This is a genomic window from Gelidibacter salicanalis (genome assembly GCF_007997285.1).
GTDB lineage: Bacteria > Bacteroidota > Bacteroidia > Flavobacteriales > Flavobacteriaceae > Gelidibacter > Gelidibacter salicanalis.
Genome location: NZ_VORX01000002.1, coordinates 621,520 through 647,141, shown reverse-complemented (window position 1 = coordinate 647,141; position 25,622 = coordinate 621,520). Strand labels below are relative to the sequence as shown.

23 protein-coding genes are annotated in these 25,622 nt (G+C 38.2%); 10 read left to right on the top strand and 13 right to left on the bottom strand.

All coding sequences use genetic code 11. The features are described 5' to 3' along the window. Positions 1 to 34 precede the first annotated feature (34 nt). Positions 35 to 1,003: a GyrI-like domain-containing protein gene (locus ES711_RS05960; protein WP_146891325.1), complete on the top strand. Its 969-nt coding sequence runs from the start codon at positions 35 to 37 to the stop codon at positions 1,001 to 1,003. Beyond that, on the top strand, positions 1,000 to 1,368 hold the full coding sequence (crcB, locus tag ES711_RS05955; protein ID WP_146891322.1) for a fluoride efflux transporter CrcB: 369 nt from the start codon (positions 1,000 to 1,002) through the stop codon (positions 1,366 to 1,368). Before ES711_RS05960 ends, crcB begins: the two co-directional genes overlap by 4 nt. A gap of 50 nt (positions 1,369 to 1,418) precedes the next feature. Here crcB and ES711_RS05950 read toward each other — a convergent pair whose 3' ends face one another. Next, positions 1,419 to 2,021, bottom strand: a complete 603-nt coding sequence (locus tag ES711_RS05950) for a DUF1684 domain-containing protein (protein ID WP_146891319.1) — start codon at positions 2,019 to 2,021, stop codon at positions 1,419 to 1,421. Positions 2,022 to 2,281: 260 nt separating this feature from the next. Here ES711_RS05950 and ES711_RS05945 point away from each other — a divergent pair, with 260 nt between their 5' ends. Both ES711_RS05945 and ES711_RS05940 read left to right on the top strand, forming a co-directional pair. Continuing rightward, positions 2,282 to 3,514 carry an MFS transporter gene (locus ES711_RS05945; RefSeq protein ID WP_146891316.1) on the top strand — a complete coding sequence of 411 codons (1,233 nt, stop codon included), beginning with the start codon at positions 2,282 to 2,284 and terminating at the stop codon, positions 3,512 to 3,514. 1 nt (position 3,515) lies between these two features. After that, on the top strand, positions 3,516 to 4,481 hold the full coding sequence (locus ES711_RS05940) for a YpdA family putative bacillithiol disulfide reductase (protein ID WP_146891313.1): 966 nt from the start codon (positions 3,516 to 3,518) through the stop codon (positions 4,479 to 4,481). A gap of 27 nt (positions 4,482 to 4,508) precedes the next feature. On the opposite strand, the gene ES711_RS05935 is transcribed toward ES711_RS05940, so the two are convergent. Next, entirely contained in the window at positions 4,509 to 4,952 is a 444-nt protein-coding gene (locus ES711_RS05935) for an Lrp/AsnC family transcriptional regulator (RefSeq protein WP_146891311.1), read from the bottom strand. A 4-nt stretch (positions 4,953 to 4,956) separates the two neighbouring features. Between ES711_RS05935 and ES711_RS05930 the strand changes: the two genes are divergently transcribed. Then, entirely contained in the window at positions 4,957 to 5,466 is a 510-nt protein-coding gene (locus tag ES711_RS05930) for a hypothetical protein (protein WP_317129859.1), read from the top strand. Positions 5,467 to 5,510: 44 nt separating this feature from the next. Here ES711_RS05930 and ES711_RS05925 read toward each other — a convergent pair whose 3' ends face one another. Both ES711_RS05925 and ES711_RS05920 read right to left on the bottom strand, forming a co-directional pair. Then, positions 5,511 to 6,050 carry a sigma-70 family RNA polymerase sigma factor gene (locus ES711_RS05925; RefSeq protein ID WP_146891308.1) on the bottom strand — a complete coding sequence of 180 codons (540 nt, stop codon included), beginning with the start codon at positions 6,048 to 6,050 and terminating at the stop codon, positions 5,511 to 5,513. A 1,327-nt stretch (positions 6,051 to 7,377) separates the two neighbouring features. Beyond that, complete coding sequence (locus tag ES711_RS05920; protein ID WP_146891305.1) at positions 7,378 to 10,800, bottom strand: methylmalonyl-CoA mutase family protein; 3,423 nt, start codon at positions 10,798 to 10,800, stop codon at positions 7,378 to 7,380. A 282-nt stretch (positions 10,801 to 11,082) separates the two neighbouring features. Between ES711_RS05920 and ES711_RS05915 the strand changes: the two genes are divergently transcribed. The 3 genes from ES711_RS05915 to ES711_RS05905 all read left to right on the top strand — a co-directional run bounded on the left by ES711_RS05915 (position 11,083) and on the right by ES711_RS05905 (position 12,521). Beyond that, a complete protein-coding gene (locus tag ES711_RS05915) occupies positions 11,083 to 11,787 on the top strand; it encodes a DUF4197 domain-containing protein (protein WP_146891302.1) in 705 nt (234 codons plus the stop codon). A 227-nt stretch (positions 11,788 to 12,014) separates the two neighbouring features. Next, positions 12,015 to 12,218 (top strand): Lacal_2735 family protein, encoded by a 204-nt coding sequence (locus ES711_RS05910; protein WP_146891299.1) that lies wholly within the window; start codon positions 12,015 to 12,017, stop codon positions 12,216 to 12,218. Positions 12,219 to 12,293: 75 nt separating this feature from the next. Continuing rightward, positions 12,294 to 12,521, top strand: coding sequence for a hypothetical protein (locus tag ES711_RS05905; RefSeq protein WP_146891297.1), 228 nt, complete (start codon positions 12,294 to 12,296; stop codon positions 12,519 to 12,521). Here the strand turns inward: ES711_RS05905 and ES711_RS05900 are convergent. Genes ES711_RS05900 through prfA form a run of 3 tightly spaced genes read right to left on the bottom strand, consistent with a single transcriptional unit; the run spans position 12,490 to position 15,254 of the window. After that, positions 12,490 to 13,278, bottom strand: a complete 789-nt coding sequence (locus tag ES711_RS05900) for an ABC transporter substrate-binding protein (RefSeq protein WP_146891294.1) — start codon at positions 13,276 to 13,278, stop codon at positions 12,490 to 12,492. The two genes, ES711_RS05905 and ES711_RS05900, sit on opposite strands and share 32 nt — an antisense overlap. A 44-nt stretch (positions 13,279 to 13,322) precedes the next feature. After that, complete coding sequence (pyrF, locus tag ES711_RS05895) at positions 13,323 to 14,144, bottom strand: orotidine-5'-phosphate decarboxylase (protein ID WP_146891292.1); 822 nt, start codon at positions 14,142 to 14,144, stop codon at positions 13,323 to 13,325. A gap of 33 nt (positions 14,145 to 14,177) precedes the next feature. Next, complete coding sequence (prfA, locus tag ES711_RS05890; protein WP_146891289.1) at positions 14,178 to 15,254, bottom strand: peptide chain release factor 1; 1,077 nt, start codon at positions 15,252 to 15,254, stop codon at positions 14,178 to 14,180. A gap of 288 nt (positions 15,255 to 15,542) precedes the next feature. On the opposite strand from prfA, the gene ES711_RS05885 reads away from it, so the two are divergent. Together ES711_RS05885 and ES711_RS05880 are read left to right on the top strand one after the other, a co-directional pair. Beyond that, a complete protein-coding gene (locus ES711_RS05885) occupies positions 15,543 to 15,833 on the top strand; it encodes a hypothetical protein (RefSeq protein ID WP_246139126.1) in 291 nt (96 codons plus the stop codon). Continuing rightward, the gene (locus ES711_RS05880) at positions 15,830 to 16,318 is read left to right on the top strand and encodes an ABC transporter ATP-binding protein (protein WP_246139125.1); all 489 of its coding nucleotides are present in this window, start codon (positions 15,830 to 15,832) and stop codon (positions 16,316 to 16,318) included. The genes ES711_RS05885 and ES711_RS05880 overlap by 4 nt, the downstream gene beginning before the upstream one ends. Positions 16,319 to 16,536: 218 nt before the next feature. On the opposite strand, the gene ES711_RS05875 is transcribed toward ES711_RS05880, so the two are convergent. From ES711_RS05875 to ES711_RS05855, 6 genes are all read right to left on the bottom strand, one after another. Further along, entirely contained in the window at positions 16,537 to 19,089 is a 2,553-nt protein-coding gene (locus ES711_RS05875) for an adenosylcobalamin-dependent ribonucleoside-diphosphate reductase (RefSeq protein WP_146891286.1), read from the bottom strand. 196 nt (positions 19,090 to 19,285) lie between these two features. Continuing rightward, on the bottom strand, positions 19,286 to 20,410 hold the full coding sequence (locus tag ES711_RS05870) for a DUF3078 domain-containing protein (protein WP_246139124.1): 1,125 nt from the start codon (positions 20,408 to 20,410) through the stop codon (positions 19,286 to 19,288). Positions 20,411 to 20,439: 29 nt separating this feature from the next. Further along, entirely contained in the window at positions 20,440 to 21,618 is a 1,179-nt protein-coding gene (locus tag ES711_RS05865; RefSeq protein WP_146891283.1) for an AIR synthase related protein, read from the bottom strand. 298 nt (positions 21,619 to 21,916) lie between these two features. Beyond that, positions 21,917 to 22,066 (bottom strand): hypothetical protein, encoded by a 150-nt coding sequence (locus tag ES711_RS16255; protein WP_170245239.1) that lies wholly within the window; start codon positions 22,064 to 22,066, stop codon positions 21,917 to 21,919. A gap of 248 nt (positions 22,067 to 22,314) precedes the next feature. Next, positions 22,315 to 24,501, bottom strand: a complete 2,187-nt coding sequence (locus ES711_RS05860) for a glutamine synthetase III family protein (protein WP_146891280.1) — start codon at positions 24,499 to 24,501, stop codon at positions 22,315 to 22,317. 120 nt (positions 24,502 to 24,621) lie between these two features. Then, a complete protein-coding gene (locus ES711_RS05855; RefSeq protein ID WP_146891277.1) occupies positions 24,622 to 25,575 on the bottom strand; it encodes a calcium/sodium antiporter in 954 nt (317 codons plus the stop codon). Positions 25,576 to 25,622 lie beyond the last annotated feature (47 nt).

Here is a 25,622-nt window from a genome sequence, read left to right as displayed (position 1 = left end):
TGTCTATCTTTGATTAACATTACAAAAACCACGGATGAAATTTTCAAAATACCTCTTGTTTTTACTGTTGATTGCATTTATCGGAATGGCGATTTACGTCGCTGTTCAACCTAATTCCTTTAAAATTTCAGAGAGCATAACTATTCATGCTCCAAAAAGTGTCGTTTATAAAGCGGTAGCTGATTCCACAGTGCATGACCGCTCTAATTTTTGGAAATCTTCAGAAACTTTGACCACAGAGACCACTCATCCAAACGATTCTCTTATCCAAAATTACACCAGCGGACGCATCAAAACATCTGTTTTAAAATGGACGTTTAAATCCAATCCTGATGGTTCTACAAATGTAACGCGCACTCTTAATGCTGATCGCTTATCTTTTATGACCAAAGCCAAATTCGCTTTATTTGGAGATAATATTGAAGAACTCACCCAACAGTTTAATACCGATTTAGAAAATTTAAATACTGAAGTTTTAAAAAGCATGGCGGTCTACAACATTACTGTAGATGGGGTGACGGACTATGGCGGAGGATTTTACATGTACAAAACTATTTCATCTACTGGAAGTAATAAAAGTGCCGCTATGGCAACACAATTCAGAGAAATAAAAACATTCATGAGCAGTCATAATGTGAGTGCCAGCGGAATGCCAATGAGTATTTTTATTGAGCTGAACACTGAAAATGGCAACGTTATAATGAGTAATGCTATTCCCGTAAGCGAAAATGTTTTGATCGCAGAAAATAGCACTGTTTTAAGCGCGTATATGGAACGTACCAGAGCTGTAAAAGTGACGCTAAAAGGAAATTATACCCACATATTGGAAGCTTGGTCTACCGCAAGAAAACACCTGCAAGATAACAACTTAATCGCCTCAGAAATGAGCCCGTTTGAAGTTTACAAAAATGACCACGCCAGTCTGGATAACCCTGCCGATTGGATTACCGAAATTTATATCCCGATTAAGGAGAGAGAATTGGTAAACCCTATAGCTTTGTGAAACAGGTCATCCTAGTATTTATAGGAGGTGGTATTGGGAGTGTGCTTAGATTTTTAATAGGACGTTACCTCAACAGTCCAACCACAGGAATTCCTTACGGTACATTTGCTGCCAATATTTTGGGAAGCTTTCTCATAGGCGTCATTCTTGGTTTGGCCATGAAAAACAGCACGCTCACTGAAAATCAAATCCTCTTTTTAGCTACTGGATTTTGTGGTGGCTTCACAACCTTCTCAACTTTTGCTTACGAAAACCATATTTTCTTAAAATCAGGTGATTTTATGAGTTTTGCTATTTATACAATCGCAAGTTTTGTAATTGGCTTTCTCGCCGTTTTTGGAGGCATGTATTTAGTAAAAAGCTAAAGCACCTACTGAAAACTGAATACTGATTACTGCCAACTAAATACTGCCTACTACTTCTTATAATCCTTCACTCCTGCTCTCACCTCTGCATCTAGATAATTTTCTCTTGGCACAATTGGGCAAGAAAATTTTGCATTGTAAGCACAGTACGGGTTATAAGCCGTATTAAAGTCGATGGTCAATTGGTTTCCTGATGGAATGCTCAAATCTATATAACGCCCGGCGCCATAAGTTTCTTCGCCGTTGGTATCATCTAAAAACGGTAAAAACAAATAATCTTTAAAGTCTTCGTCCTCTAGTAAGTCCTGATCTTGATAAACATTTAATTTAAAATCTTCGTTTTTTAATTTAAAACTGACTTCACCGTATTTTATATAGGTCGCCAATCTGTCCGTAGTCGTTTTCATTTTAAAAGGTTGTTCATCTTCGGTTCTCGTAAAGACAGCTTGCACCACATAGGTGGAATCAAATTTGAAAAAATCTAAGCCATTAAAATCTCTTCGATCTTTATCTTTTAGAGGCGATTTTGAAGCATCTTTAAATTCCGCATTGAGTTTTCTTTGAAACTCCGTTTCCCCCTGAAGTTCTTGTTTTTTCTGAGCACAACTCCAAAGAAATAAAACTCCTAAAACAACTGATACTAACGTCTTCATAACTAAAATAATTGATTTGTAAAAATACAACTTTAACTTATTTTCCCTAGCTTTGACCGGCAATAAAAAACGCTGTAATGCATCAAAACAATAGGTTTTATAAATACATTAGGACCGCTTCACTCTGAAGTTTGACCTGCACTGTATTATGGGATAAATTACCATTTCATTAGTATAAAAAAGTCTGACACCAACGTCGGACTTTTTACTTTTTCACTCCTATTTTATGTCTTTATGGACTGTATGAAACCAAACCAACCATGAAAATTTTTAATTTCTTTTATTATTCTGTGGGGCAAGCTTACCTGAATACATTTAGAGGCTTGTCTAAAGAAGTTTGGTGGTTAGCCTTTATCACTTTGGTCAACAGAGCAGGCACCATGGTCATTCCTTTTTTATCCTTGTATTTGACTACGGATTTAAATTTCTCCTTAGATGATGTGGCTTGGATCATGACCGCCTTCGGGTTTGGATCTTTGGTTGGTTCATGGATTGGCGGAAAATTGACCGATGTGATAGGCTATTATAAAGTTATGGTGATCAGTTTAATTTTGAGCGGATTTCTGTTTATCGGCATGCAGTATCTTGAGACTTTTAATACGGTTTGTATCGGTATTTTCGTATTGATGGCGGTAGCGGATATGTTCAGACCTGCCATGTTTGTCGCACTGAACGCTTATAGCAAACCCGAGAACAAAACACGGAGTATTACATTAATCCGTTTGGCCATCAATTTAGGATTTTCTGCAGGACCGGCAGTAGGCGGACTCATAATTACTACAATGAGTTATGGCGCACTTTTTTGGATAGACGGATTTTCCTGCATGCTCGCGGGTTTTTTATTACTAAAAGTGTTGCATCCTAAGAAATCGAAAACCATATATACTGAAGAAAGCACGCATCCATTGTCTGCGTATTCAGACAAATCGTTCATCATTTTTCTGGTAGCTATGGTCATTTTCGGCATTGTATTTCTACAATTAATTTCCACCATCCCTTATTTTTACAAGGAAGGAATTGGGCTGACGGAATTTGAAATTGGACTCCTAATGGCCATGAACGGACTTTTAATTTTTATCTTTGAAATGCCGCTTATCAAATGGTTTGAGAACAAAACATTTACTAAAATAGGGTTAATGATTTTTGGGTTGATCCTAATTTGTATTAGTTTTCTCTTTTTGATTATCCACCCGTGGCTTGGGTTTATCATCATCAGTATGATTTTATTGACCTTTGGAGAAATGATCGTATTTCCGTTTTCAAACTCTTTTGCTTTAGATAGAGCACAGCGCGGCCTTAAAGGCCAATATATGGCACTTTACAGTATTGCTTTTTCAATATCCCATATCTTTGCACATAACTTAGGCTTTCATTTAATTGATAGCTATGGTTTTGATATCACTTGGACGATCATGAGCGTATTTGGCCTTTTAGGTTTAGGACTTTTACTCTATCTTAAAAAACAAATGCTGGCCACTAAACAAACAATTTGACATGACAACTTCATATAAAGTATTAATTATCGGTGCAGGACCTATTGGTATTGCCTGTGCATTAGAATGTAAAAAAAATAACTGGGACTATGTGGTACTGGAAAAAGGCGCCTTGACCAATTCCCTTTTCAACTATCCAAAAAACATGACCTTCTTTTCCACTTCGGAAAAACTGGAAATTGATGACATACCCTTTATCAGTAACAATCCAAAACCAAACCGAGACGAAGCTCTGGAATACTACAGACGTGTTGCTACCTCCAACACGCTGAATATTCATTTATATGAAGAAGTAAAATCGATAAAGAAGCGCGGGGAGTACTTTGAAGTCAGTTCATCAAAAGCCACTTATCAGGTTGATAAGGTCGTAATAGCCTCCGGATTTTACGACATTCCGCAGCTTTTGAAGGTGCCAGGAGAATCGCTAGAGAAGGTGACCCACTATTATAATGAAGCACACCCTTATGCCATGCAAGATGTAGTTGTAGTTGGTGCGAGCAATTCGTCCGTAGATGCCGCTTTAGAAATTTGGAGAAAAGGTGGCAAGGTTACGATGGTCATACGTGGTTCAGAGATTGGCGAACGGGTAAAATACTGGGTAAGACCAGACATCATCAACAGAATTAAGGAAGGAAGCATTACGGCTTATTACCATTCAGAAGTCGTAAACATTACCGCAAAGGACGTTACCATCCGCACTCCAAAGGGTGAGATCAGTTTTTCCAATGATTTTGTAGTAGCCCTCACTGGGTATCGTCCCAACTTTAAATTTTTAACGGATGCTGGCATCAACTTGTCGGATGACAAGGCACAACTACCAGAATACGATCCGGAAACTATGGAAACCAATGTCCTAGGCTTGTATTTGGCAGGGGTTATTTGTGGGGGCACAGAAACACACAAGTGGTTTATAGAAAACTCTCGAATTCACGCGCAATTAATTGCTGATCATATTAAAAAGAAATAGGCGTTCTTAACCTATGTTCTTTTTGGATTATTTTATGGGACGGACTTCATTGTATTTAATGACATGCGACAAGACAATCTGCGTTTTGGTTTCGCCATAGACGATAAGTTGGTCGATAAAACTTTCCAAATGTTTCTGATTTTTTAAGACCACCTCCATGACGATGTTTTCATTGCCCGTAATGCGGTAGCAATTCAACACTTCGTCGTAAGTTTTTACTTTTTCCAAAAAAGGTTTAAGCATGCCCATAAAGGCACGCAAAGTAATTATGGCCTTGAGTTGATACCCCGCTTCAAAAGGCGAGACAAATGCGTGATAGCCCTGTATAATTCCGGCATCTTCCATTTTTTTGATGCGTTCAGAAACGGCCGGTGAACTGACGCCCACTTGACGGCCAATTTCAGCATTCGATTGACGCGCATTATTCTGTAAACATTTTAAAATCTTCCAATTCAGGCTATCTATGCTCATCTTAATGAAAATTAACTATTCTGCTTTAATTATTAAAGCAAATATACATCAATTCTTTAAAATCGATTATAATAGGTCTGAATTTGTCTGTAAATTTGATAAATTGCTTTTAAGAAAAATGTTGTATCCTATTCCCTCTCATCTCTCAGATTTGCCTATTTATAAAAAGGCCATGGATATCATTACGCTTTCCAGAAGTATTTCCACGTATTTAAATCAGGATTTATCTTATTTAAAATCAGATGGTTCTGAAGATCATCATATTTATTTCTCTGGTGATATTGTGCAGCAATCCACCTCCTTGGCTCCAGAAATTGTTAATGCAGAATTGGAACGTCATTCCGATAAAAAATACAAACACATCGCTTCTTTAGAACGTTTGACCACCCTACTTTATAAAAATTGTCGACGTTTAGAAAAAAGTCATAGTGACGGGCGGGATTATCTGCCAATTTTGAGAAGTGAGTTGAAGAAATTCAGAAGCTTGCAGCATACGTGGATGATGACTTTGTAATCCCTGTTATTAAATTCCGAAGAACTCTTTTTTTATGATATAATTTAGTGACACACTTTACAGTGCTCACGCTCCTTTAATTCGCCCACTAAAAAGCCGTTATCATTTATTTTAAAACCACAGCAGTCTACAAAACCTTGTGAAATAAGTTTTCTACCGCGTTGTATTTGCGATTTGACTGTAGGCAGCGGTAAGTTTAAACGTTCGGAAATCTGGGCTTGTTTTAAACCCTGAATATCGGCCAACAATAAAGGCTCTCTGTATTTTCTAGGTAAATTCTTGATGATGCCGTGTAAGCAATCCTCTTTAGTGTGATCAGGTGTGGTTTCCTCTGACACAAGGTTACCAGTGGAGTGGTCACTGACCAATTTTTGACTTCTAAAATGGTCCATCATAGTATGTCTGGCAATCGCAAGTACCCACGATTTCAATTTGGACTCATCTACTAAGCTGCGTAATTTAATATGTACTTTTATAAACGTTTCTTGAAGCAAATCATCGGCAAGGGTATCGTTTTTTACTTTACTTAATATAAAGTATTTAACGTCTTCGCCATATAAATCCCAAACCGTTTTCGTTTTCATAAAAGTGCATTTAAAAAGCATCTGCTCTAGTATAAAATTACTAAAACAGACGCTCTTTACGATCATTTTAAATTAAGCTTAACAGTTGCAGTTTTTGCAAGTACAATTTTCGCACGTGCAAGCCGCACAATTTCCTTTTTGACAGTTGTCGCATTTACATGCACATTGATTATTATTCATGATGTTTATTTTTTATAAGTTCAATGAGTAGACGTGAAATGTCTTAAAAAGATGCATTTTGAAGCGTATATTTTTAAAATAATCTTAGAGTTAACAAGATTTGCAAAGATTAAGTTCGATTTAAGGTTTGGCTTAAGATTTTTAGAATCCCGCTGAAATAGCGGGATAAACGGCTCACACCAGTTTTGTGACAACTATGTTCTTTTCAAGATTTAGCTTAAACTTCTTAAGAGCCCGCTGAAAAGCGCGATAAGCGACTCACACAAGTTTTGCGAAAATTAAGTTCGATTCAGGATTTGGCTTAATTTTGCTTAAGATCCGCTGAAATAGCGGGATAAGCGACTCACACACATTTTCCGAAAATTGAGCTCGATTCAAGATTTGGCTTAATTCTGCTTAAGATCCGCTGAAAAAGCGGGATAAGCGACTCACACGCATTTTCCGAAAATTACATTCTACTCGAAATTTGGCTTGAACTTCTAAAGATCCCGCTGAAAAAGCGAGATAAGCGACTCACACACATTTTCCGAAAATTACATTCTATTCGAAATTTGGCTTGAACTTCTAAAGATCCCGCTGAAAAAGCGGGATAAGCGACTCACACACATTTTCCGAAAATTACGTTCTATTCGAAATTTGGCTTGAACTTCTTAAGATCCCGCTGAAAAAGCGGGATAAGCGACTCACACACATTTTCCGAAAATTACGTTCTATTCGAAATTTGGCTTGAACTTCTTAAGAGCCCGCTGAAAAGCGCGATAAGCGACTCACACAAGTTTTGCGAAAATTAAGTTCGATTCAGGATTTGGCTTATACTTCTTAAGAGCCCGCTGAAATAGCGGGATAAGCGACTCACACACATTTTCCGAAAATTGAGCTCGATTCAAGATTTGGCTTAATTCTGCTTAAGATCCGCTGAAAAAGGGGGATAAGCGACTCACACACATTTTTCCGAAAATTAAGTTCAATTCAAGATTTGGCTTAAACTTCTAAAGATCCCGATGAAAAAGCGGGATAAGCGACTCACACACATTTTCCGAAAATTAAGTTCAATTCAAGATTTGGCTTAAACTTCTAAAGATCCCGCTGAAATAGCGGGATAAGCGACTCACACACATTTTCCGAAAAGGAAAATGTGGTTCGCTGCTTACATGTTTCTTCTATACTGCCCTCCTACTTCAAATAAGGCTTCTGTTATCTGGCCCAACGAACATACTTTACAGACCTCCATCAAAGCTTCAAAGATATTTTCATTACTTATGGCTTTATGCTGAAGCTCCTTTAACAAGTCGTCCGTATCATTTCTTTTGTGCAGATTTTCCAAAGTCTTAATCTGGTACTGTTTCTCTTCTTCCGTTGCTCTAATCACTTCTTTCGGGATTACCGTTGGCGACCCCTTGCTGCTTAAAAACGTGTTTACACCAATAATTGGAAACTCGCCGTTATGTTTTAAGGTCTCATAGTATAAGCTTTCCTCCTGAATTTTGCTCCGCTGATACATAGTTTCCATCGCACCAAGCACTCCACCGCGCTCCGTAATGCGATCAAACTCCAATAACACTGCTTCTTCCACCAAATCGGTCAGTTCTTCGATGATGAAGGAACCTTGAATTGGATTCTCGTTTTTCGCTAATCCTAATTCTTTATTGATGATTAATTGAATGGCCATGGCACGACGCACTGATTCTTCTGTAGGGGTTGTAATGGCTTCATCGTAAGCATTTGTATGTAGCGAGTTGCAGTTGTCGTAAATGGCATACAAGGCTTGAAGCGTTGTACGAATATCATTAAAATCGATTTCCTGCGCGTGTAAACTACGACCTGAGGTTTGGATGTGATATTTCAACATTTGCGCTCTCGGATCAGCACCGTATTTATTTCTCATCGCTTTTGCCCATATCTTACGTGCTACACGACCTATCACAGCATATTCTGGATCGATCCCATTGGAGAAAAAGAAGGATAGGTTTGGACCAAATTTATTGATATCCATCCCTCTACTTAAATAATACTCTACATAGGTAAATCCGTTAGATAACGTGAGCGCCAATTGGGTGATTGGATTCGCGCCCGCCTCTGCAATATGGTAACCTGAAATAGACACCGAATAGAAGTTACGGACATTATTTTCAATAAAATACTCCTGAACATCGCCCATCAATCTCAAGGCGAATTCTGTAGAGAAAATACAGGTATTCTGTGCCTGATCTTCTTTTAAAATATCCGCTTGAACGGTACCTCGCACCTGAGCAATCGTTTTAGTTTTAATATCCTGATACACGTCATCTGGCAACACCTGATCTCCAGTAACACCTAACAACATTAGCCCTAATCCGTTATTGGTTTCTGGCAAATCACCATTATAGGTTGGTCGGTCAACTCCTTTATCTTCATAGATGTTTGCAATTTTAGTCTCTACCTCTTGTTCTAATCCATTTTCTTTGATATACAATTCACATTGCTGATCTATAGCCGCATTCATAAAGAAGCCCAACAACATAGGAGCAGGACCATTGATGGTCATACTCACAGAAGTCATGGCGTGGGTTAAATTAAACCCGGAATAGAGTTTTTTGGCATCATCCAAACAGCAAATGCTCACCCCAGCATTCCCGATTTTCCCGTAAATATCAGGGCGTAAATCTGGATCATTTCCATATAGGGTCACACTGTCAAACGCAGTAGACAAACGCTTGGCTGGCAAGCCCATACTTACATAGTGAAAACGTCTATTGGTACGTTCTGGTCCGCCTTCTCCAGCAAACATACGCGCAGGATCTTCACCGGTGCGTTTAAAAGGATATAAACCAGAGGTAAACGGAAATTCTCCCGGCACGTTTTCTTGTAAAATCCATCTTAAGATGTCTCCCCAAGCTTGATACTTTGGAAGTGCAACTTTAGGAATTTGTACATGAGAAAGGGATTCTGTATGGGTTTCAATTTTTATTTCTTTATCTCTAACTTTAAAGGAATAGATCGGGTTTTTATAGGAATTGACCTTCTCGTCCCATCCTAATAATACTTCCCAATTGTAAGGATCGAGGTTTAGTTTGACACGATCAAACTCGCCTACTAACAATTTGACAAAATCCTTATGATCATCAGCTACATCCTTGACAGATGCACTGTCAATACCTGCCTTATCTAATTCCGGGGTATTACCAACTACAGACTCTAAAGTCTTATAAATACCGTAGAGTTTTTGGGCAACTTCAACTTGTTCGTTTGCCGTTGTATCGTAAGCGCGATTGCTTTCTGCAATTTCTGAAAGGTAGCGTGTTCTGGCTGGAGGAATGACAAATATTTTTTCGCTCATTTCTTGCGAAATGACAAAGTCTGATTTTAAATCGGCATCCGTTTTCTTCATCACCTCATCCATGATCGCTTTGTAAAGCGTGTTCATACCCGGATCATTAAATTGCGAGGCAATAGTTCCAAAAACGGGCAAATCACTTTGATCCACATCCCACAATTGGTGGTTGCGCATGTATTGTTTCTTCACATCACGCAAAGCATCCAATGAACCACGTTTATCAAATTTGTTGATGGCTACCAAATCAGCAAAATCGAGCATGTCAATTTTTTCCAATTGGGTGGCAGCACCAAATTCTGGCGTCATTACATATAGTGACACATCAGAATGTTCAATAATTTCAGTGTCGGATTGACCAATACCTGAAGTTTCTAAAATAATCAAATCATATTTTGCCGCTTTTAAAACTTGAATGGCTTCGTTGACATATTTTGAAAGCGCTAAATTAGATTGTCTGGTAGCCAAACTACGCATATATACGCGCGGGCTGTTAATGGCATTCATACGTATGCGGTCTCCCAAAAGTGCACCGCCAGTTTTACGTTTTGAAGGGTCGACAGAAATTAAACCTACGGTTTTTTCAGGAAAATCTATTAAAAATCGGCGCACCAGTTCGTCCACCAAAGACGATTTTCCAGCACCTCCCGTCCCCGTAATTCCAAGAACAGGCGTTTTTGAATTTTCATTTTTTGTGTGAATTTTATCCAAAGTAGCTTTAGCTACTTCAGGGAAATTTTCAGCTGAAGAGATGATTCTGGCAATTGCTTTCGGATTTTTGATTTCTAACTGCTCCAATTCATTTTCCAGCACATCGCCAATGGCATAATCTGAGGTTTCTACCAAATCATTTATCATCCCCTGTAAGCCTAATTCCCTTCCATCATCTGGGGCATAAATTCTTGTAATACCATAATCCATGAGTTCTTTAATTTCCTCCGGAAGGATTACACCACCACCACCACCAAAAATCTTGATATGGCCAGCACCTTTCTCCTTTAACAAATCATACATATACTTGAAGTACTCATTGTGTCCACCTTGGTAAGACGTCAGGGCAATAGCATTCGCATCTTCCTGAATGGCCGTATTTACAACCTCTTCCACACTTCTATCGTGGCCTAAATGAATAACTTCAACCCCTGTAGATTGAATGATGCGTCGCATAATATTGATAGCGGCATCATGCCCGTCAAAAAGCGATGCTGCGGTTACGATTCTAACTTTATGTTTAGGTTTATAGGGTGTTACTTGTATCATATGTAAAAATTGAATTTATACCTCCTGCAAATTTACAGATTTTATAAAAGAAGTACACATATATTGTGAGTAGTTTAGAGAACGAAAGGCGTGAGAAGTGTATTCATTTTTAGTACTAGTTGATACTATCCAAAATTTGTTTTTAAGACTAAAAATAGATAATGAATATTAAATAATTTATGGACTTCTAGTAAATCGGCATGAATAGTGTTTAAGAGCTTTAAACAATCGGAATTAAAACTATTTGATTTATTTTTGAACTCACAAAAAATTCGAATTATTATGAAAAAATCTTTATTTATACTGTTTGCTATCATTACTTTAAATTCTTGCGCCGAATTACAGAGTGTAGTAGACTCTTTACCGCAAGGCGGTGTAATGACTAATACAGATATTGCCAGTGGATTAAGGCAAGCGCTTGATTTGGGAATTGAAAAACAAGTGACCAAATTGACCAAGACGGATGGTTTTTATAAAAATGACTTGGTAAAGATTCTCCTCCCTGCGGAATTACAAAAAGTTGATAAAGGTCTGCGTGATATTGGCTTGGGTAATTTAGCGGACGAAGGTATCAGAGCTTTAAATAGAGCCGCTGAAGATGCAGTTAAAGAAGCTACTCCTATTTTTGTGGGTGCAGTTAAAGAGATCACATTTGCAGATGCCAGAACCATTCTTTTAGGAACTGATGATGCTGCTACTCAATATTTAACTTCTAAGACCCAAACAACATTATACGATAAATTTCATCCTGTGATTAATAACTCCTTCGCTAAAGTTGGTGCTGATCAAATTTGGACAAATTTAATTAATAGGTATAATGCGATTCCATTTACCACTAACGTAAACCCAGATTTAACCGATTATGTAACCGAAGAAGCTCTGAAAGGTGTATATAAAATGATTGCGGTTGAAGAGAAGGAAATAAGAACCAAAGTTGGCGCAAGAACAACTGATTTATTACGTCGCGTATTCGCAATGCAGGATTAAAAATTGTTAGTTTAATAATTTGCTAATGTTCTGGTAATACCAACGCCCCCTAAAACATTTATTTTTGCTTTGTCCATTAAAACTTGGTTTTAAAATTATTAGACAGTTATGAAGGTTAGTTAAAAGTCGATTTAGAAATAAATCGACTTTTTTAATAATCATTTATGATATTTAATGGGCTGCGTATCACTATTTTAAATATATTTAACTTTCAAACTGTTGTAGTCATGAAAAAGTTATTAGAAATCAAATCTCATCAAATTCAACTACAGACCCGATATAAACAACTTGTAGAACAAGCTTATAACCTACGTCAAACAGATCATGCCTTAAGTGATATTTCAGAATATAAAGCCATCAAACTTTTAAATAAATTAAATCGTTTAAAGTATTTGAGCCGGGAAACTTCACGTCCCAGGAGCATCGGATAATTTACCAAATATTTAACTTTACGCACACATCTTTAAGTGGTTACATAAACGTATCTATAGTTTAAATCTTAACCTATGAATACACAATTTTGTAAAGTTGGAAAAATAAAATTCAGCCTCAATGAGGTACTGAATTTGAACGACATCGAAAACAATTATTTAAAATTTACAGAAGAAGCTTATAACTTGCTACAAACGGATGCTGGTTTAAGTGATTTTCTATATCATGAAGCTTCCAAATTGAGAAAAATTATCTTGAATTTGAAGAATTCTAAGGGGTCTGAAATTGATGCAGCGTTTTAAAATAATCGAATGCTTTTTCTAACCGCGATCCATACCACGAAAACATTTCGCCATCTACAATGTGGATCGTTGCATTAGGAAAATAGGCTTGCACCTCTGCCTTATGCCCATGTTTAAATGGAAATGGCTCACTGGAAAGAAAGACGAGCTCTGCAGATTCTGGCTGCTCAGTAGCTAAGGTGATTTCAGGGTAGCGTTCCTGATTTATATAAAAGTTGAGAAATCCTATTTCTACAAGCATTTCATTTATAAACGTTCCATTTGCCGCTACCATCCAAGGATTTTTCCAGATGAAATAGGCGACACTTTTTTTAGGTTTGTCTTTCAAGAAAGCGACAAATTCATTCCTTTTCTCCCGGATGCCATTGGTGATTTGTTCAGCTGGTTCCACTTTTTTAAAGATTTCTCCATACTGTTGTATCAGCTCTAGAGCATTATCCAAAGTATTGACATCACTGATATGGACTGGCGCAATTTTCTCCAGCTCAGCAATCATCGGTTTAGTATTCTCCTCCTTATTACACAAAATAATATCTGGTTGTAACTCTCGGATTTTGTCATAATGGACTTGTTTTGTCCCTCCAACAATAACTTTACTTTTAAGCAGATGATGGGGATGGACACAAAACTTGGTGATACCAATAATAGCTTCCTCAAGACCCAAATCGACCAACAACTCTGTTTGAGATGGTACTAAGGAAACTATTCGTTTTGGAGTGCTTTCTAGAGCTATAGGTCTATCAAGTTGGTCTCTCATATCTAAATTTTAAGAAATTTCGGAAGATTTCTGGTCTACGGCAACTAGATGGACTGTTGCAATATAGCGGCCATTTCTTGTTGCAATTCCTTAGCCTTTTCAGCAGCAGCAACTGCAAAGTTTTGATCATTGGAGGCATACAAAATCCCTCGTGACGAATTGATCAACAATCCCACCGTATCCGTCAGTCCATATTTGCACACGTCTTGAAGGTTTCCACCTTGTGCGCCAACGCCAGGAACTAACAAGAAGCTGTTTGGGATAATTTTTCTGATATCTGCTAAATATTCCGCTTTAGTGGCGCCCACAACATACATGAGGTTTTCAGAGTTTTTCCATGATTTAGACGTTTCTAAAACCTGTTTATACAATTCTTTACCTTCCATGCTTATCGTTTGAAAATCAAAGGCGCCCTCATTAGATGTCAGAGCCAAAAGTATGGTGTGTTTGTCTGTAAACTCTAGAAAAGGTTCCACGGAATCTTTACCCATATACGGCGCTACCGTGACACTATCAAACCCTAAATCTTCTAAAAATGCTTTGGCATACATACGGCTAGTGTTACCAATATCACCGCGTTTGGCATCTGCAATTGTAAAGATTTCAGGGTGGTTCTGATTTAAATATTGAATGGTTTTTTCTAAAGATTGCCATCCTTTTAAGCCGTATGCTTCATAAAACGCGGTATTTGGTTTATAGGCGACACATAAATGATGTGTGGCATCAATAATCGCTTTATTGAACTCAAAAATGGGATCTTCTTCAGTTAACAGTTGCTGCGGAATTTTCTCTAAATCAACGTCCAGGCCTATACAAAGGAAGGACTTCTTTTTTCTTATTTGGGCTACAAGTTGCTGTGTTGTCATACAATAAAAAAGCCTCAAAAAAGAGGCTTGTTATTAAATTATATCAGTGTTTGCTTTTAATTTCTGAGTGTTTTCTGCCAATTGCAGTTCGTCAATGATGCGCTGAATATCGCCATTAACAATATTTCCTAAATCGTAGAGTGTCAACCCAATTCTATGATCCGTCACCCGACCTTGCGAATAGTTATAGGTTCTAATCTTAGCACTTCTGTCTCCAGAAGTTACCATAGAGCCGCGCTTTTCAGCATCTTCAGCATTTTTCTTGGCCAATTCCATATCGTATAAACGGGAACGCAATACTTTAAAGGCTTTCTCTTTATTTTTATGCTGTGATTTTTGATCTTGACATTGCGCCACCAATCCTGTTGGAATATGCGTTAACCGTACCGCTGAATAGGTTGTATTTACCGACTGACCTCCTGGACCTGAAGAACAGAAAAAATCAATACGCACATCTTTGGGGTTAATTTCCACATCAAACTCTTCAGCCTCTGGGAACACCATTACCGTAGCGGCACTTGTATGGACGCGACCTTGGGTTTCCGTTTGTGGCACACGTTGTACGCGGTGAACTCCAGCTTCAAATTTTAAAGTTCCGTAGACATCGTCTCCAGAGACCTCAAATTGAATCTCTTTATAACCACCGTTGGTACCTTCACTATAATCGACCACATCAACTTTCCAACCTTTACTTTCGCAATATTTAGAATACATTCTAAATAAATCTCCAGCAAAAATACTCGCTTCATCACCACCAGTACCGGCTCGGAGCTCCATTACAGCATTTTTGGTATCCTCAGGATCTCTAGGGATCAACATAAAACGAATCTCATCTTCCAATTTTGGAATACCTTCCTTCGCTTCGTCATACTGCATTTTGGCCATTTCCACCATTTCTGGATCGCTGCCATCATCTAAAATTTCCTGAGCTTCAGCCAAATTGTTAGTCAACTCTAAATATTCCTCGCGCTTGTCCATGAGTTTGCGCAATTCTTTATATTCTTTATTGAGATCTACATAGCGTTTTTGATCTGTCATGATATCTGGTTGGATAATTAAATCGCTAACCTCATCAAAACGTTGCTTTACTATTTGTAATTTGTCTAACATGTATGGTTTAATTGTGATGCAAAAGTACGATAATTTCTCAATTCTAAATAAGGAAATTTAATTAGCAGGTTAAGAAAAGATGTACAAAGTTGCCACGCTGCATCACTTTATGGAACTTGCCAAATGATATTTTTTGCAAGGTTAATGTAACCGGTGATCATTTATTTCTTCAGAAGATTTAATTCATTATAATTGCGGAACATGGATTGATCTGCTCAGGCTGAAAGACTTAACAGTTTTAAATGCCATCACACTAAAATAAATAGTTTAAAAATCCGTTAACGCATTATGATACACCGCTTAGGAGCCATCTTCTTATTTTATAAGCCTTTCTTTTTTTGGTCTATGGCGGTTAATATAATGATCCTCATTTTCAATCCTTATATTTTACCTAGCATCATTACCAAGCTCCTACTGACTTTCTTTGTGTGGTACCTGGTCCATGAAACCGGCGGAAAACGAAAATTGATCTTTTATAAAAATCTAGGAATCTCAACATGGCGGCTTTTTGCGACACTTTTTATCATTGATATTGCCATTACCATCAGTTTTCTCCTGTTAATGAAAGCTTTTGTATGACCATCGAGTTAGATAGTGTCGAACTAAATTTTAATAATCGTCGCATTTTATACGGTGTTTATCTAAAAGCAGAAACGGGTTCTATTGTCGGTCTTTTAGGGCGCAACGGTTCTGGCAAGAGTTGTTTGCTTCAGATTTTGTTTGGATCGTTACAAGCCAAATATAAATTCATTAAACTCAATGGCAAACCATTGCTAAAGCCTTTATATGCCGAAGGCAATAGCGTCTATCTCCCACAACATAATTTGGCTCCAAGTCAGCTAAAAATCAGAACCCTATTTAAACTCTTACGGTTGGATTGGAATGCATTTGTTGACTATTTTGAAAATTTTGCACACTATAACAATTCTAAATTGGATGCACTCTCTGGGGGCGAACGCCGCGTGGTGGAAACTTTTGTAGTTTTAAAACAACAGAGTGCTATCATTTTACTGGATGAACCCTTTTCCAACATTGCGCCTTTGTATGTTGAAAAGATGAAATAACTGATTGTTGCCGAAAAACAAACTAAGGCCATTATCATCACCGACCATTATTATCAAGACGTCATTGACATCTGCGACACACTGTATCTTTTACGAAATGGGTGCACCAAAAAAATTGATGATATCGAAGAATTGGAAGATTACCACTATTTACATCAAGATACCTTTAAAACAAAAAAGGAGGCCATTAGCCTCCATTAGTTTTGAATATCAAATGATTATCCGCATTTAGACGATCCACAATCTTTACAGGTTAAACAGCCTTCTTGATAAATTAGATTTTCTGAATTACAGTTGCTACAAGCTTGTCCTTTTACCTGAGTACCATCTTCAACATAACGTTTTAAAGCTCTTACCACACCATTTTTCCAAGTATTGATAGATTCTGTATCCAGTTGTAAACTATTGATTAAATCCACAATCTTGTCAATTGGCATCCCATGCCGTAAAGTACTTGAGATCAATTTGGCATAATTCCAGTATTCAGGATCAAATTTATGCGAAAGACCTTCAATGGTAGTTTTATAACCTCTTATGTTTTGGTATTGGAAATCATAACGCGAGGATCCATCTTCGTTTCTATTTTTGATAATCACCCCTTCGTTGGCCCAACGCGGTATCAAGATACCATCTTCATCATCAGCAAGACCCGTAAAGATTTCGTAAGGTTTCCCGTCGATTAACCCAATAAAGGCAATCCATTTTTCTTTGTTATTTTGGAAGCGTACCACATCAGCTTTTAACACTTGTGGGCGTTTTGTAGGGAATGTCGTCAAAGTATCTGTGTCCTCTTCCTTCTTTTCCTCATTTGAGATTAATACACCAGATCGCGATCCGTCTCTATAAACCGTCACTCCTTTACATCCTGCTTCCCATGCTTCCATGTACAACCTTCCAACCAACTCTTCAGTAGCGTCGTTTGGCAAATTGATGGTCACACTAATGGAATGATCAACCCATTTTTGTACAGCACCTTGCATAGACACCTTGCTCATCCAATTGACATCATTAGAAGTTGCTTTATAGTACGGTGATTTTTTGATCAATTGGTCCAATTCCTTTTGACCGTAATTTTTGGTCAAATCAAAACCGTTAACTTCCATCCATTGTTTAAAACGGTGATGGAACACTACGTATTCTTCCCAAGAATCTCCCACCTCATCAACAAAATCGACACGTGCATCCTTATCATTAGGATTCACTTTGCGACGTCTTTTATAAACAGGCATAAATACAGGCTCAATTCCTGATGATGTTTGGGTCATTAAACTTGTTGTTCCTGTTGGAGCAATAGTTAAAAGAGCGATGTTACGTCGACCATACTCTGTCATGTCATAATACAACTTGCTATCCGCTTCTTTTAAACGTTGAATAAACGGATTGTTTTTTTCACGGTCGCTATCAAAAAATGCAAAAGCACCACGTTCTTTTGCCAAATCAACTGACGAGCGGTAAGCAGCAAGCGCCAAAGTTTTATGAACTTCTACTGAAAATTCATTGCCTTGTTTACTTCCGTATTGAATACCCAACGCTGCCAACATATCGCCTTCAGCAGTAATCCCAACTCCCGTTCTTCTACCTTCTTTGGCTTTCGTTCTGATATTTACCCATAAATTTCTTTCGGTTGCCTTTACTTCATCACCTTCCGGATCTTCATCAATTTTTTGTAGGATGACATCAATTTTCTCTAATTCGAGATCGATAATATCGTCCATAATACGCTGCGCGTAACCCACGTGTTCTTTGAAAAGTTCAAAGTTGAATTTGGCATCCTTTGTAAACGGTTGATCAACATATGAAAATAGATTGATTGCCAATAATCTACAAGAATCGTAAGGACATAATGGAATTTCGCCACACGGATTTGTCGATACTGTTTTATAACCTAAGTCCGCATAACAATCTGGGACGGATTCGTTGATAATCGTATCCCAAAACAAAATACCTGGTTCAGCCGATTTCCACGCGTTGTGGACTATTTTTTTCCAAATCCCGTTCGCTTCTATCGTTTTAGAAAACTTAGGGTTCTCGCTAAAAATTGGATATTTTTGAGTGTATTGGGCATCAGCCTTCACAGCTTTCATAAAGTCATCATCAATTCTCACAGAAACGTTTGCACCGGTAACTTTCCCTTGCTCCAATTTCGCATCGATAAAATCTTCAGCATCTGGATGATTGATAGAAACTGATAACATTAAAGCACCTCTACGTCCATCTTGAGCAACCTCTCTTGTCGAATTTGAATAACGCTCCATAAAAGGCACAATTCCCGTAGATGTTAAGGCTGAGTTTTTAACGGGCGAACTTTTTGGACGGATGTGTGAAAGATCATGACCCACACCGCCACGACGTTTCATTAATTGCACTTGTTCCTGATCAATTTTCATAATCCCACCGTAAGAATCAGAATCGCCTGAATTCCCTATGACGAAACAATTGGACAATGAAGCAATCTGAAACGGGTTTCCAATTCCAGCCATTGGGCTTCCTTGTGGCACAATGTATTTAAAATTTTTTATAAGATCAAAAACCTCTTGCTCTGACATCGAATTTTCATATTTCGACTCCACTCGGGCAATTTCTTTAGCAATGCGCGTATGCATAGCATTTGGCGTGTTTTCGTAAATATTGCCTTGAGAATCCTTTAGGGCATATTTATTCAACCACACTCTTGCGGCCAAATCGTCGCCTTTAAAATATTGTAAAGCAGCATCAAAAGCTTCTTCTTGAGTGTAGGTAGTGGTTGGTGTCAGTAGGGTGTCGACTTTCATGAAATTATAGACTTAAATGGGTTGTAGAAAATATTTTTGGAAAGTGTAAAGTAACAAAAAATAAACAACTTACCACATGATCGAAATCATATAGTTTGCAGCAAAGTGGTTGCAACTTATTGATTTTCAATAAATTAATTATTTATCAACATCAAAAAGTTAACAAATTTTAAATATATGTATTGGTAAGTTGAAATTAGAAATCGAGTGCCACACCGATGCCCAGAATTTGCTTCCATTGAATTTTGGCACCGTTCTGAACGTACTCATCCTTAACGCCTGTAGGAATTATTATTTTGATATCATCGTCATATTTTATATGCGACCCCAAGGACGCCCTTACGAATTGATTGACCTTAAAATCGAAATTTACCAGCCAATCGACATCAACGTTTCCAAAACTGTTAATATAATCTGTATACAAACTTGTTTTACTGGACACATTTATATTTTCAAAGATTCCAGTTTCAAAATAGTTCGTCACTAAAATTCCCACTTCGTGTCTAGACGTTCGTCCTTCTCTAAGCATATTGCCCGCACCATCATAAACCGCAGGGTCAACACCAAAAGCTCCCTTATTGGCCAAAGTACGATCTAAAACGTAGGTAGTTTTAACGGTTAAGGGTGAAAAATAAAACGCAAATTTTTCCATGTCCTTGCCATATTCAGCACCTACACCAACAAACATGTAACCGGGCGCCAAGAATTTGGAAATGGCTCGTTGTCTATCCGGGTATTTATACCCATTCGTGAATTGAGTTTTAAAATTAAATTGCGCAGAAAAAAACCAGTTCGTCAAAGAATCCCGTCTGTAACCAACGTTAGAATCCAGTTCAATAATATCTTCTGTTTTTCGAAGTTTTTGTTCTTCTTGTTTGTGAAGGCCGTAGCGAATTTTCCCTCTATTGGACCAGTAAAAATCCTTATACTTATAATTGAGATTAGAATTGAGACCTAGAAGCGCGGAAATAGAATTGCTACCCCCTGAGTTCCAATTGACAAAAGTGACCTCACTGATATCCACAGTGGCCTTATTTTTCTGAATCCACTTTGGTTTCTCGATAGCCGCCAAACTATCTGCTTTGTATTTGGCAATGATTCTAGCCCTTGCCACAGCAAGATCAATTGCTAGGGCGTTTGATTTTTCTACAGCTTTTTTTGCCGCCTTTAATTGCGCTTTGGTGATTACCAAGGAATCTGATTTTGCGATTGCAACAGAATCATTTTTTACAGTTGCCACAGAATCTTTCTCCGTTTCAGGAGTTTGGGCATTTAAAATTTGACACAGCAACACTGTGCACATAATCATCATCGTTCTCATTAAGCAGGCATTTAATAGTGTAAGTTAACCTAGTAGTTAAACTTTCCATATTCACTCGTTATAGTCAACTGCTTTTTAGCGGCATCTTCCACCCTACCCACTATTTGCGCCTCTACATTGAATGATTTTGATATTGCTATCACATCTTCCGCAATGCTAGGGGACACATACAGCTCCATACGGTGGCCACAGTTGAATACTTGATACATTTCCTTCCAACTGGTGTTGGATTGTTCCTGAATCAACTTAAACAACGGTGGAATCGGGAATAAATTATCTTTTATGATATGAAGGTGTTCTACAAAGTGCAGTATCTTAGTTTGAGCACCCCCACTACAGTGCACCATTCCGTGAATATCCTTGGCGCTGTAGGTTGATAATATTTTCTTGATAATAGGTGCGTACGTACGCGTTGGCGATAGGACCAGCTTACCAGCATCAAGTGGCGAACCTTCAACAGGATCAGTTAATTTCACATTTCCTGAATACACTAAGTCACTAGGCACGGAGGCATCAAAACTTTCAGGAAACTTTTCTGCTAAATAATTATGAAAAACATCATGACGTGCAGAGGTGAGGCCGTTACTGCCCATACCTCCGTTATATGCTTTCTCATAGCTAGCTTGCCCTGATGAAGACAAGCCTACAATCACATCGCCTGCTTTAATGTTGGCGTTATCAATGACATCAGCTCGCTTCATGCGCGCCGTAACGGTAGAATCCACAATTATCGTACGCACTAAATCTCCCACATCAGCGGTTTCTCCGCCGGTAGAGTGGATGGTCACACCAAAAGTTTTTAATTCAGCAATCAGCTCTTCAGTGCCATTGATGATCGCAGATATCACTTCGCCAGGAATTAAATTTTTATTTCTCCCAATGGTGGAGGATAGCATGATATGATCCGTAGCACCCACACATAGCAAATCGTCAATATTCATGATGAGGGCGTCCTGGGCAATTCCTTTCCAAACCGATACATCTCCTGTTTCTTTCCAGTACATATAGGCCAAAGAAGATTTGGTACCTGCACCATCCGCATGCATGATTAGGCAATACGCCTCATCATTCGTGAGAAAATCTGGAACAATTTTACAAAATGCCTGTGGAAACAGGCCTTTATCTATATTCTTGATGGCATTGTGCACATCCTCTTTAGAGGCAGAAACGCCTCTTTGGGCATACCTTTTACTTACGTCTTGACTCATAACTTTAATTGGAGCTACAAAAATAGGGATTGTATTTCAGTTTTCCCCGTTATCGGGATTCCTTTTGTCGTTGAATTACGAAAAATTAAGTAGACCGCGAGAAGCATGTACAAACAAAGACGCCACAGAAGCGTAGAAGGAAATACTGCCCTATGGAAAAGGGATTTTAAAATCTTTCAAAAACTGGAATGAGCTGCGCATAAAAAAAGGACAACTAATTTCATGAATTAGTTGTCCTTCGCACAGTTTTCTTAATTAGATTAAAAATGATGAAAGTTCGTTAGTGAATCTTCTTTTTTTATTGAAGCTTAGCACCGTTTTGAAATCCATCCTGAATAACCACTGCAGAAGAATATTTATCGATCTCTGTAGCGTTTTCAGAATCATCTTGAGAAAACAAATAAGTAGCAAATGCCAAAGCCGCAAAGCTTAGAATAAGTTTTTTCATTTTAATAATTATTGATTAATAGCACTACAAATGTAAGAAAATAACTCGCTGAATGTTAGCAGTTAATGGGGTATTTTCGTGATTAATCCATAATTTCGTTTAGATGCAATATAATAAGACAAACTGCATTTTTCTTAGCGATAGCGTACGTAGCTATACGTATTGAGTTAACCTGAAAAACCAAATTAAGGACAAAAAGGCCTCTAACTTTAGAGACCTTTTTGATTTTTTGGTTTTATCCGGGTATTTTATTTGGTAAACAACAATTCTCGATATTTCGTCATCGGCCATATTTCGTCATCCACCAATAATTCTAATTTATCACAATGGTAACGAATGCTGTCAAACAAAGGCTTCACCTTATTGCAATAATCGTGTGCTTTTTGCTCAAAATCCTCCAAGAGGTTTGCTGTTCTTCTTTCGTCCGTCATTCTGGTCACATCAGAATTAATTGAAGAAATATGCCCTGAAATATCTTCAATCAAATTGAGCTGCTCCTGAGCGAATTTTTTAAATTCTGAGCCGTAGATTTCTTTTAAGCCCACTACATTTTTAATCAACCTGTTTTGATACTGCACTGCAATTGGCACAATATGATTACGGGCAATATCCCCCAACACACGGCCTTCAATTTGAATCCGCATCACGTAATCTTCCATTTCTATCTCATAACGCGCTTCAGATTCTATCTTATTCATTACGCCCATATCTTCAAAAAGCTTGATTGCTTTTTTCGATACTTTCGCTTTTAATGCCTCAGGTGTAGTTCTATGATTGCTAAGACCACGTTTTTTAGCTTCCTTTTCCCAAGCTTCGCCGTATCCATTACCCTCAAATAGTATTTTTTTGGAGTTTTTGATGTATTCTCTTAAGACGTTAAAGATGGCGTCATCCTTTTTCATCTCCTTCTTCTTGATCAATTTATCTACCTCAACTTTAAAATCGGTCAATTGTTTAGCTACGATGGTATTTAAAACAGTCATAGGGTTGGCGCAATTGGCTGTAGAACCTACCGCTCTAAATTCGAATTTATTACCGGTAAAGGCGAATGGCGAGGTTCTATTTCTGTCGGTATTATCCAATAACACGTCAGGAATTTTCCCGACCACGTTCAATTTTAAATCCGTCTTTTCCTGAGGAGACAATTTTCCGTCAGTAACATTTTCCAGTTCATTTAAGACATTGGTCAGTTGCTCACCAATAAAAATAGACATAATGGCCGGAGGCGCTTCGTTTGCCCCTAAACGATGATCATTACCCGCTGAGGCAATTGCGGCCCTTAGCAACTCTTCATTGTCATTTACCGCCTTAATGGTGTTGATAAAGAAGGTTAAAAATTGCAAATTGCTCATCGGCGTTTTTCCAGGACCCAAAAGATTGATTCCTGTATCCGTACTTAAACTCCAGTTGTTATGTTTTCCAGAGCCATTAACCCCAGCAAATGGTTTTTCGTGAAATAACACTTTAAAATTATGACGTTCGGACACTTTATCCATCACATCCATTAGAAGCGAATTGTGATCGACCGCTAAATTGGCTTCATCATAAATAGGCGCCAGTTCAAATTGGTTAGGCGCTACCTCGTTATGCCTAGTTTTAACCGGGATTCCCAACAACATACATTCCTTTTCCAAATCTCTCATGTAAGCCAAGGCTCTGGCAGGGATCGATCCGAAGTAATGATCATCCAACTGTTGTCCTTTAGCCGCTGAATGCCCCAATAACGTGCGTCCAGTTTGGACGATATCAGGTCTTGAAGCAGCCAAAGCACTGTCAATTAGAAAATATTCTTGTTCCCAGCCTAAAGACGTGTTTACTTTTTTAACGTTTTTGTCAAAATATTTACACACTGCAACTGCTGCCGTATCCATCGCAAATAAGGCTCTTAATAAGGGTGTTTTAAAATCTAATGCTTCACCCGTATAAGAAACGAAAACGGTTGGAATGCACAATGCCGTGCCGTAGATAAAAGCTGGTGATGTTGGATCCCATGCTGTATATCCACGCGCTTCAAAAGTGTTTCTGATTCCTCCGTTTGGGAAGCTTGAGGCGTCGGACTCTTGTTGCACTAATTGTGTACCTCCAAACTTTTCAATAGCCAATCCGTTTCCAATAGTTTCAAAGAAAGCATCGTGTTTTTCCGCTGTAGAACCGGTTAATGGTTGAAACCAGTGGGTATAATGCGTAGCCCCTTTTGAAATGGCCCATTCTTTCATGCCTGTAGAGATATGATCCGCAACCGAGCGGTCTAATTTGGTACCATTCTGCACAGCAGCCATTACGCTGTTAAACGCCTCCTTTGTCAAAAATTGACGCATGGTCGCTTCGTTAAAAACATTTCTTCCAAAGGTTTCAGAACGCCGCTCGTTCTCCTCAATATGAACAGGTTTGCGATCTAAAGTTTTTTTAATTGCGTGGAAACGTAGAGTTGACATAATTGTATATGTATTTAAATTATGCAACAAAAATATAAAAAAATGATCTACCAGAAGTTTTAACCCCAAAAAATTTAGGGTTAGCTTACAATTTTTATCATATTCTCAGTCTCAACCCCTCTATTTTTCGATATAGAAGGCTAGAAATATAAATACGAGATACGCCGCCAATAAGATAAAGCCCTTCAATCGGCCAATTTCAAATTTTTTCGGTAAGAGAATCATTGGAATTAAGATAAATGCAAAGGCCATCATCCAAAGCATATCACTACCCAATATTTGAGGATTGTTCACTGCAATTGGCTGGACCATGGCGGTTATTCCTAAAACTGAGGCAATGTTAAAGATGTTAGAACCTATTAAATTGCCCAAGGAGATGGCTTTCTCTTTTTTCAATGCTGCAATTACAGAAGCCGCTAATTCTGGTACGCTGGTGCCAATGGCCACCATGGTCACGGAAATGACGCGTTCACTCACCCCAAACGAGAAAGCAACTTCTTTAGCACCAAAAACCAACCATTCACTACCAAAATATAGAGCTACCGCACCAATGAGTAACCACACGGTAATTTTAAAGCCAGAGGTCACTTGTAAGCTGTCATCCACCTCATCTATGCCAGATTCAGGCGCATTTCTCGACTTTCTGATCAGGACCACTAGAAAAATTATTATAGAAATCATTAAAGCTGCGCCTTCCCATCGGTCAAGAACATTACCACTCTGAAGCATGAAATAAAGGACTACGGAAAGTAACATCATCATGGGCCAATTGAGTTTGTAAAAATTCTTATCGACTCCCAAAGGTGAAATCAGCGCTGTTATTCCCAGTACCAAACCGATATTGGCAATATTGGATCCGATGACATTTCCTAAGGAGATGTCCGAAGATCCATCCAAAGCAGCCTGCAAACTCACCAACAATTCTGGCGCTGAAGTTGCAAAGGACACTACGGTCATCCCAATAACAAGTTTTGAGATATTAAATTTAAAGGAGAGCGCCACGGAAGAACGCACCAAAAACTCGCCTCCCACGACCAAAAGAATTAAACCTAAAATCACCCAAACAAAACTCATAGTATTTTTTTTTTGCGAAGATAGGATATTCACATTATGTGGAAAGC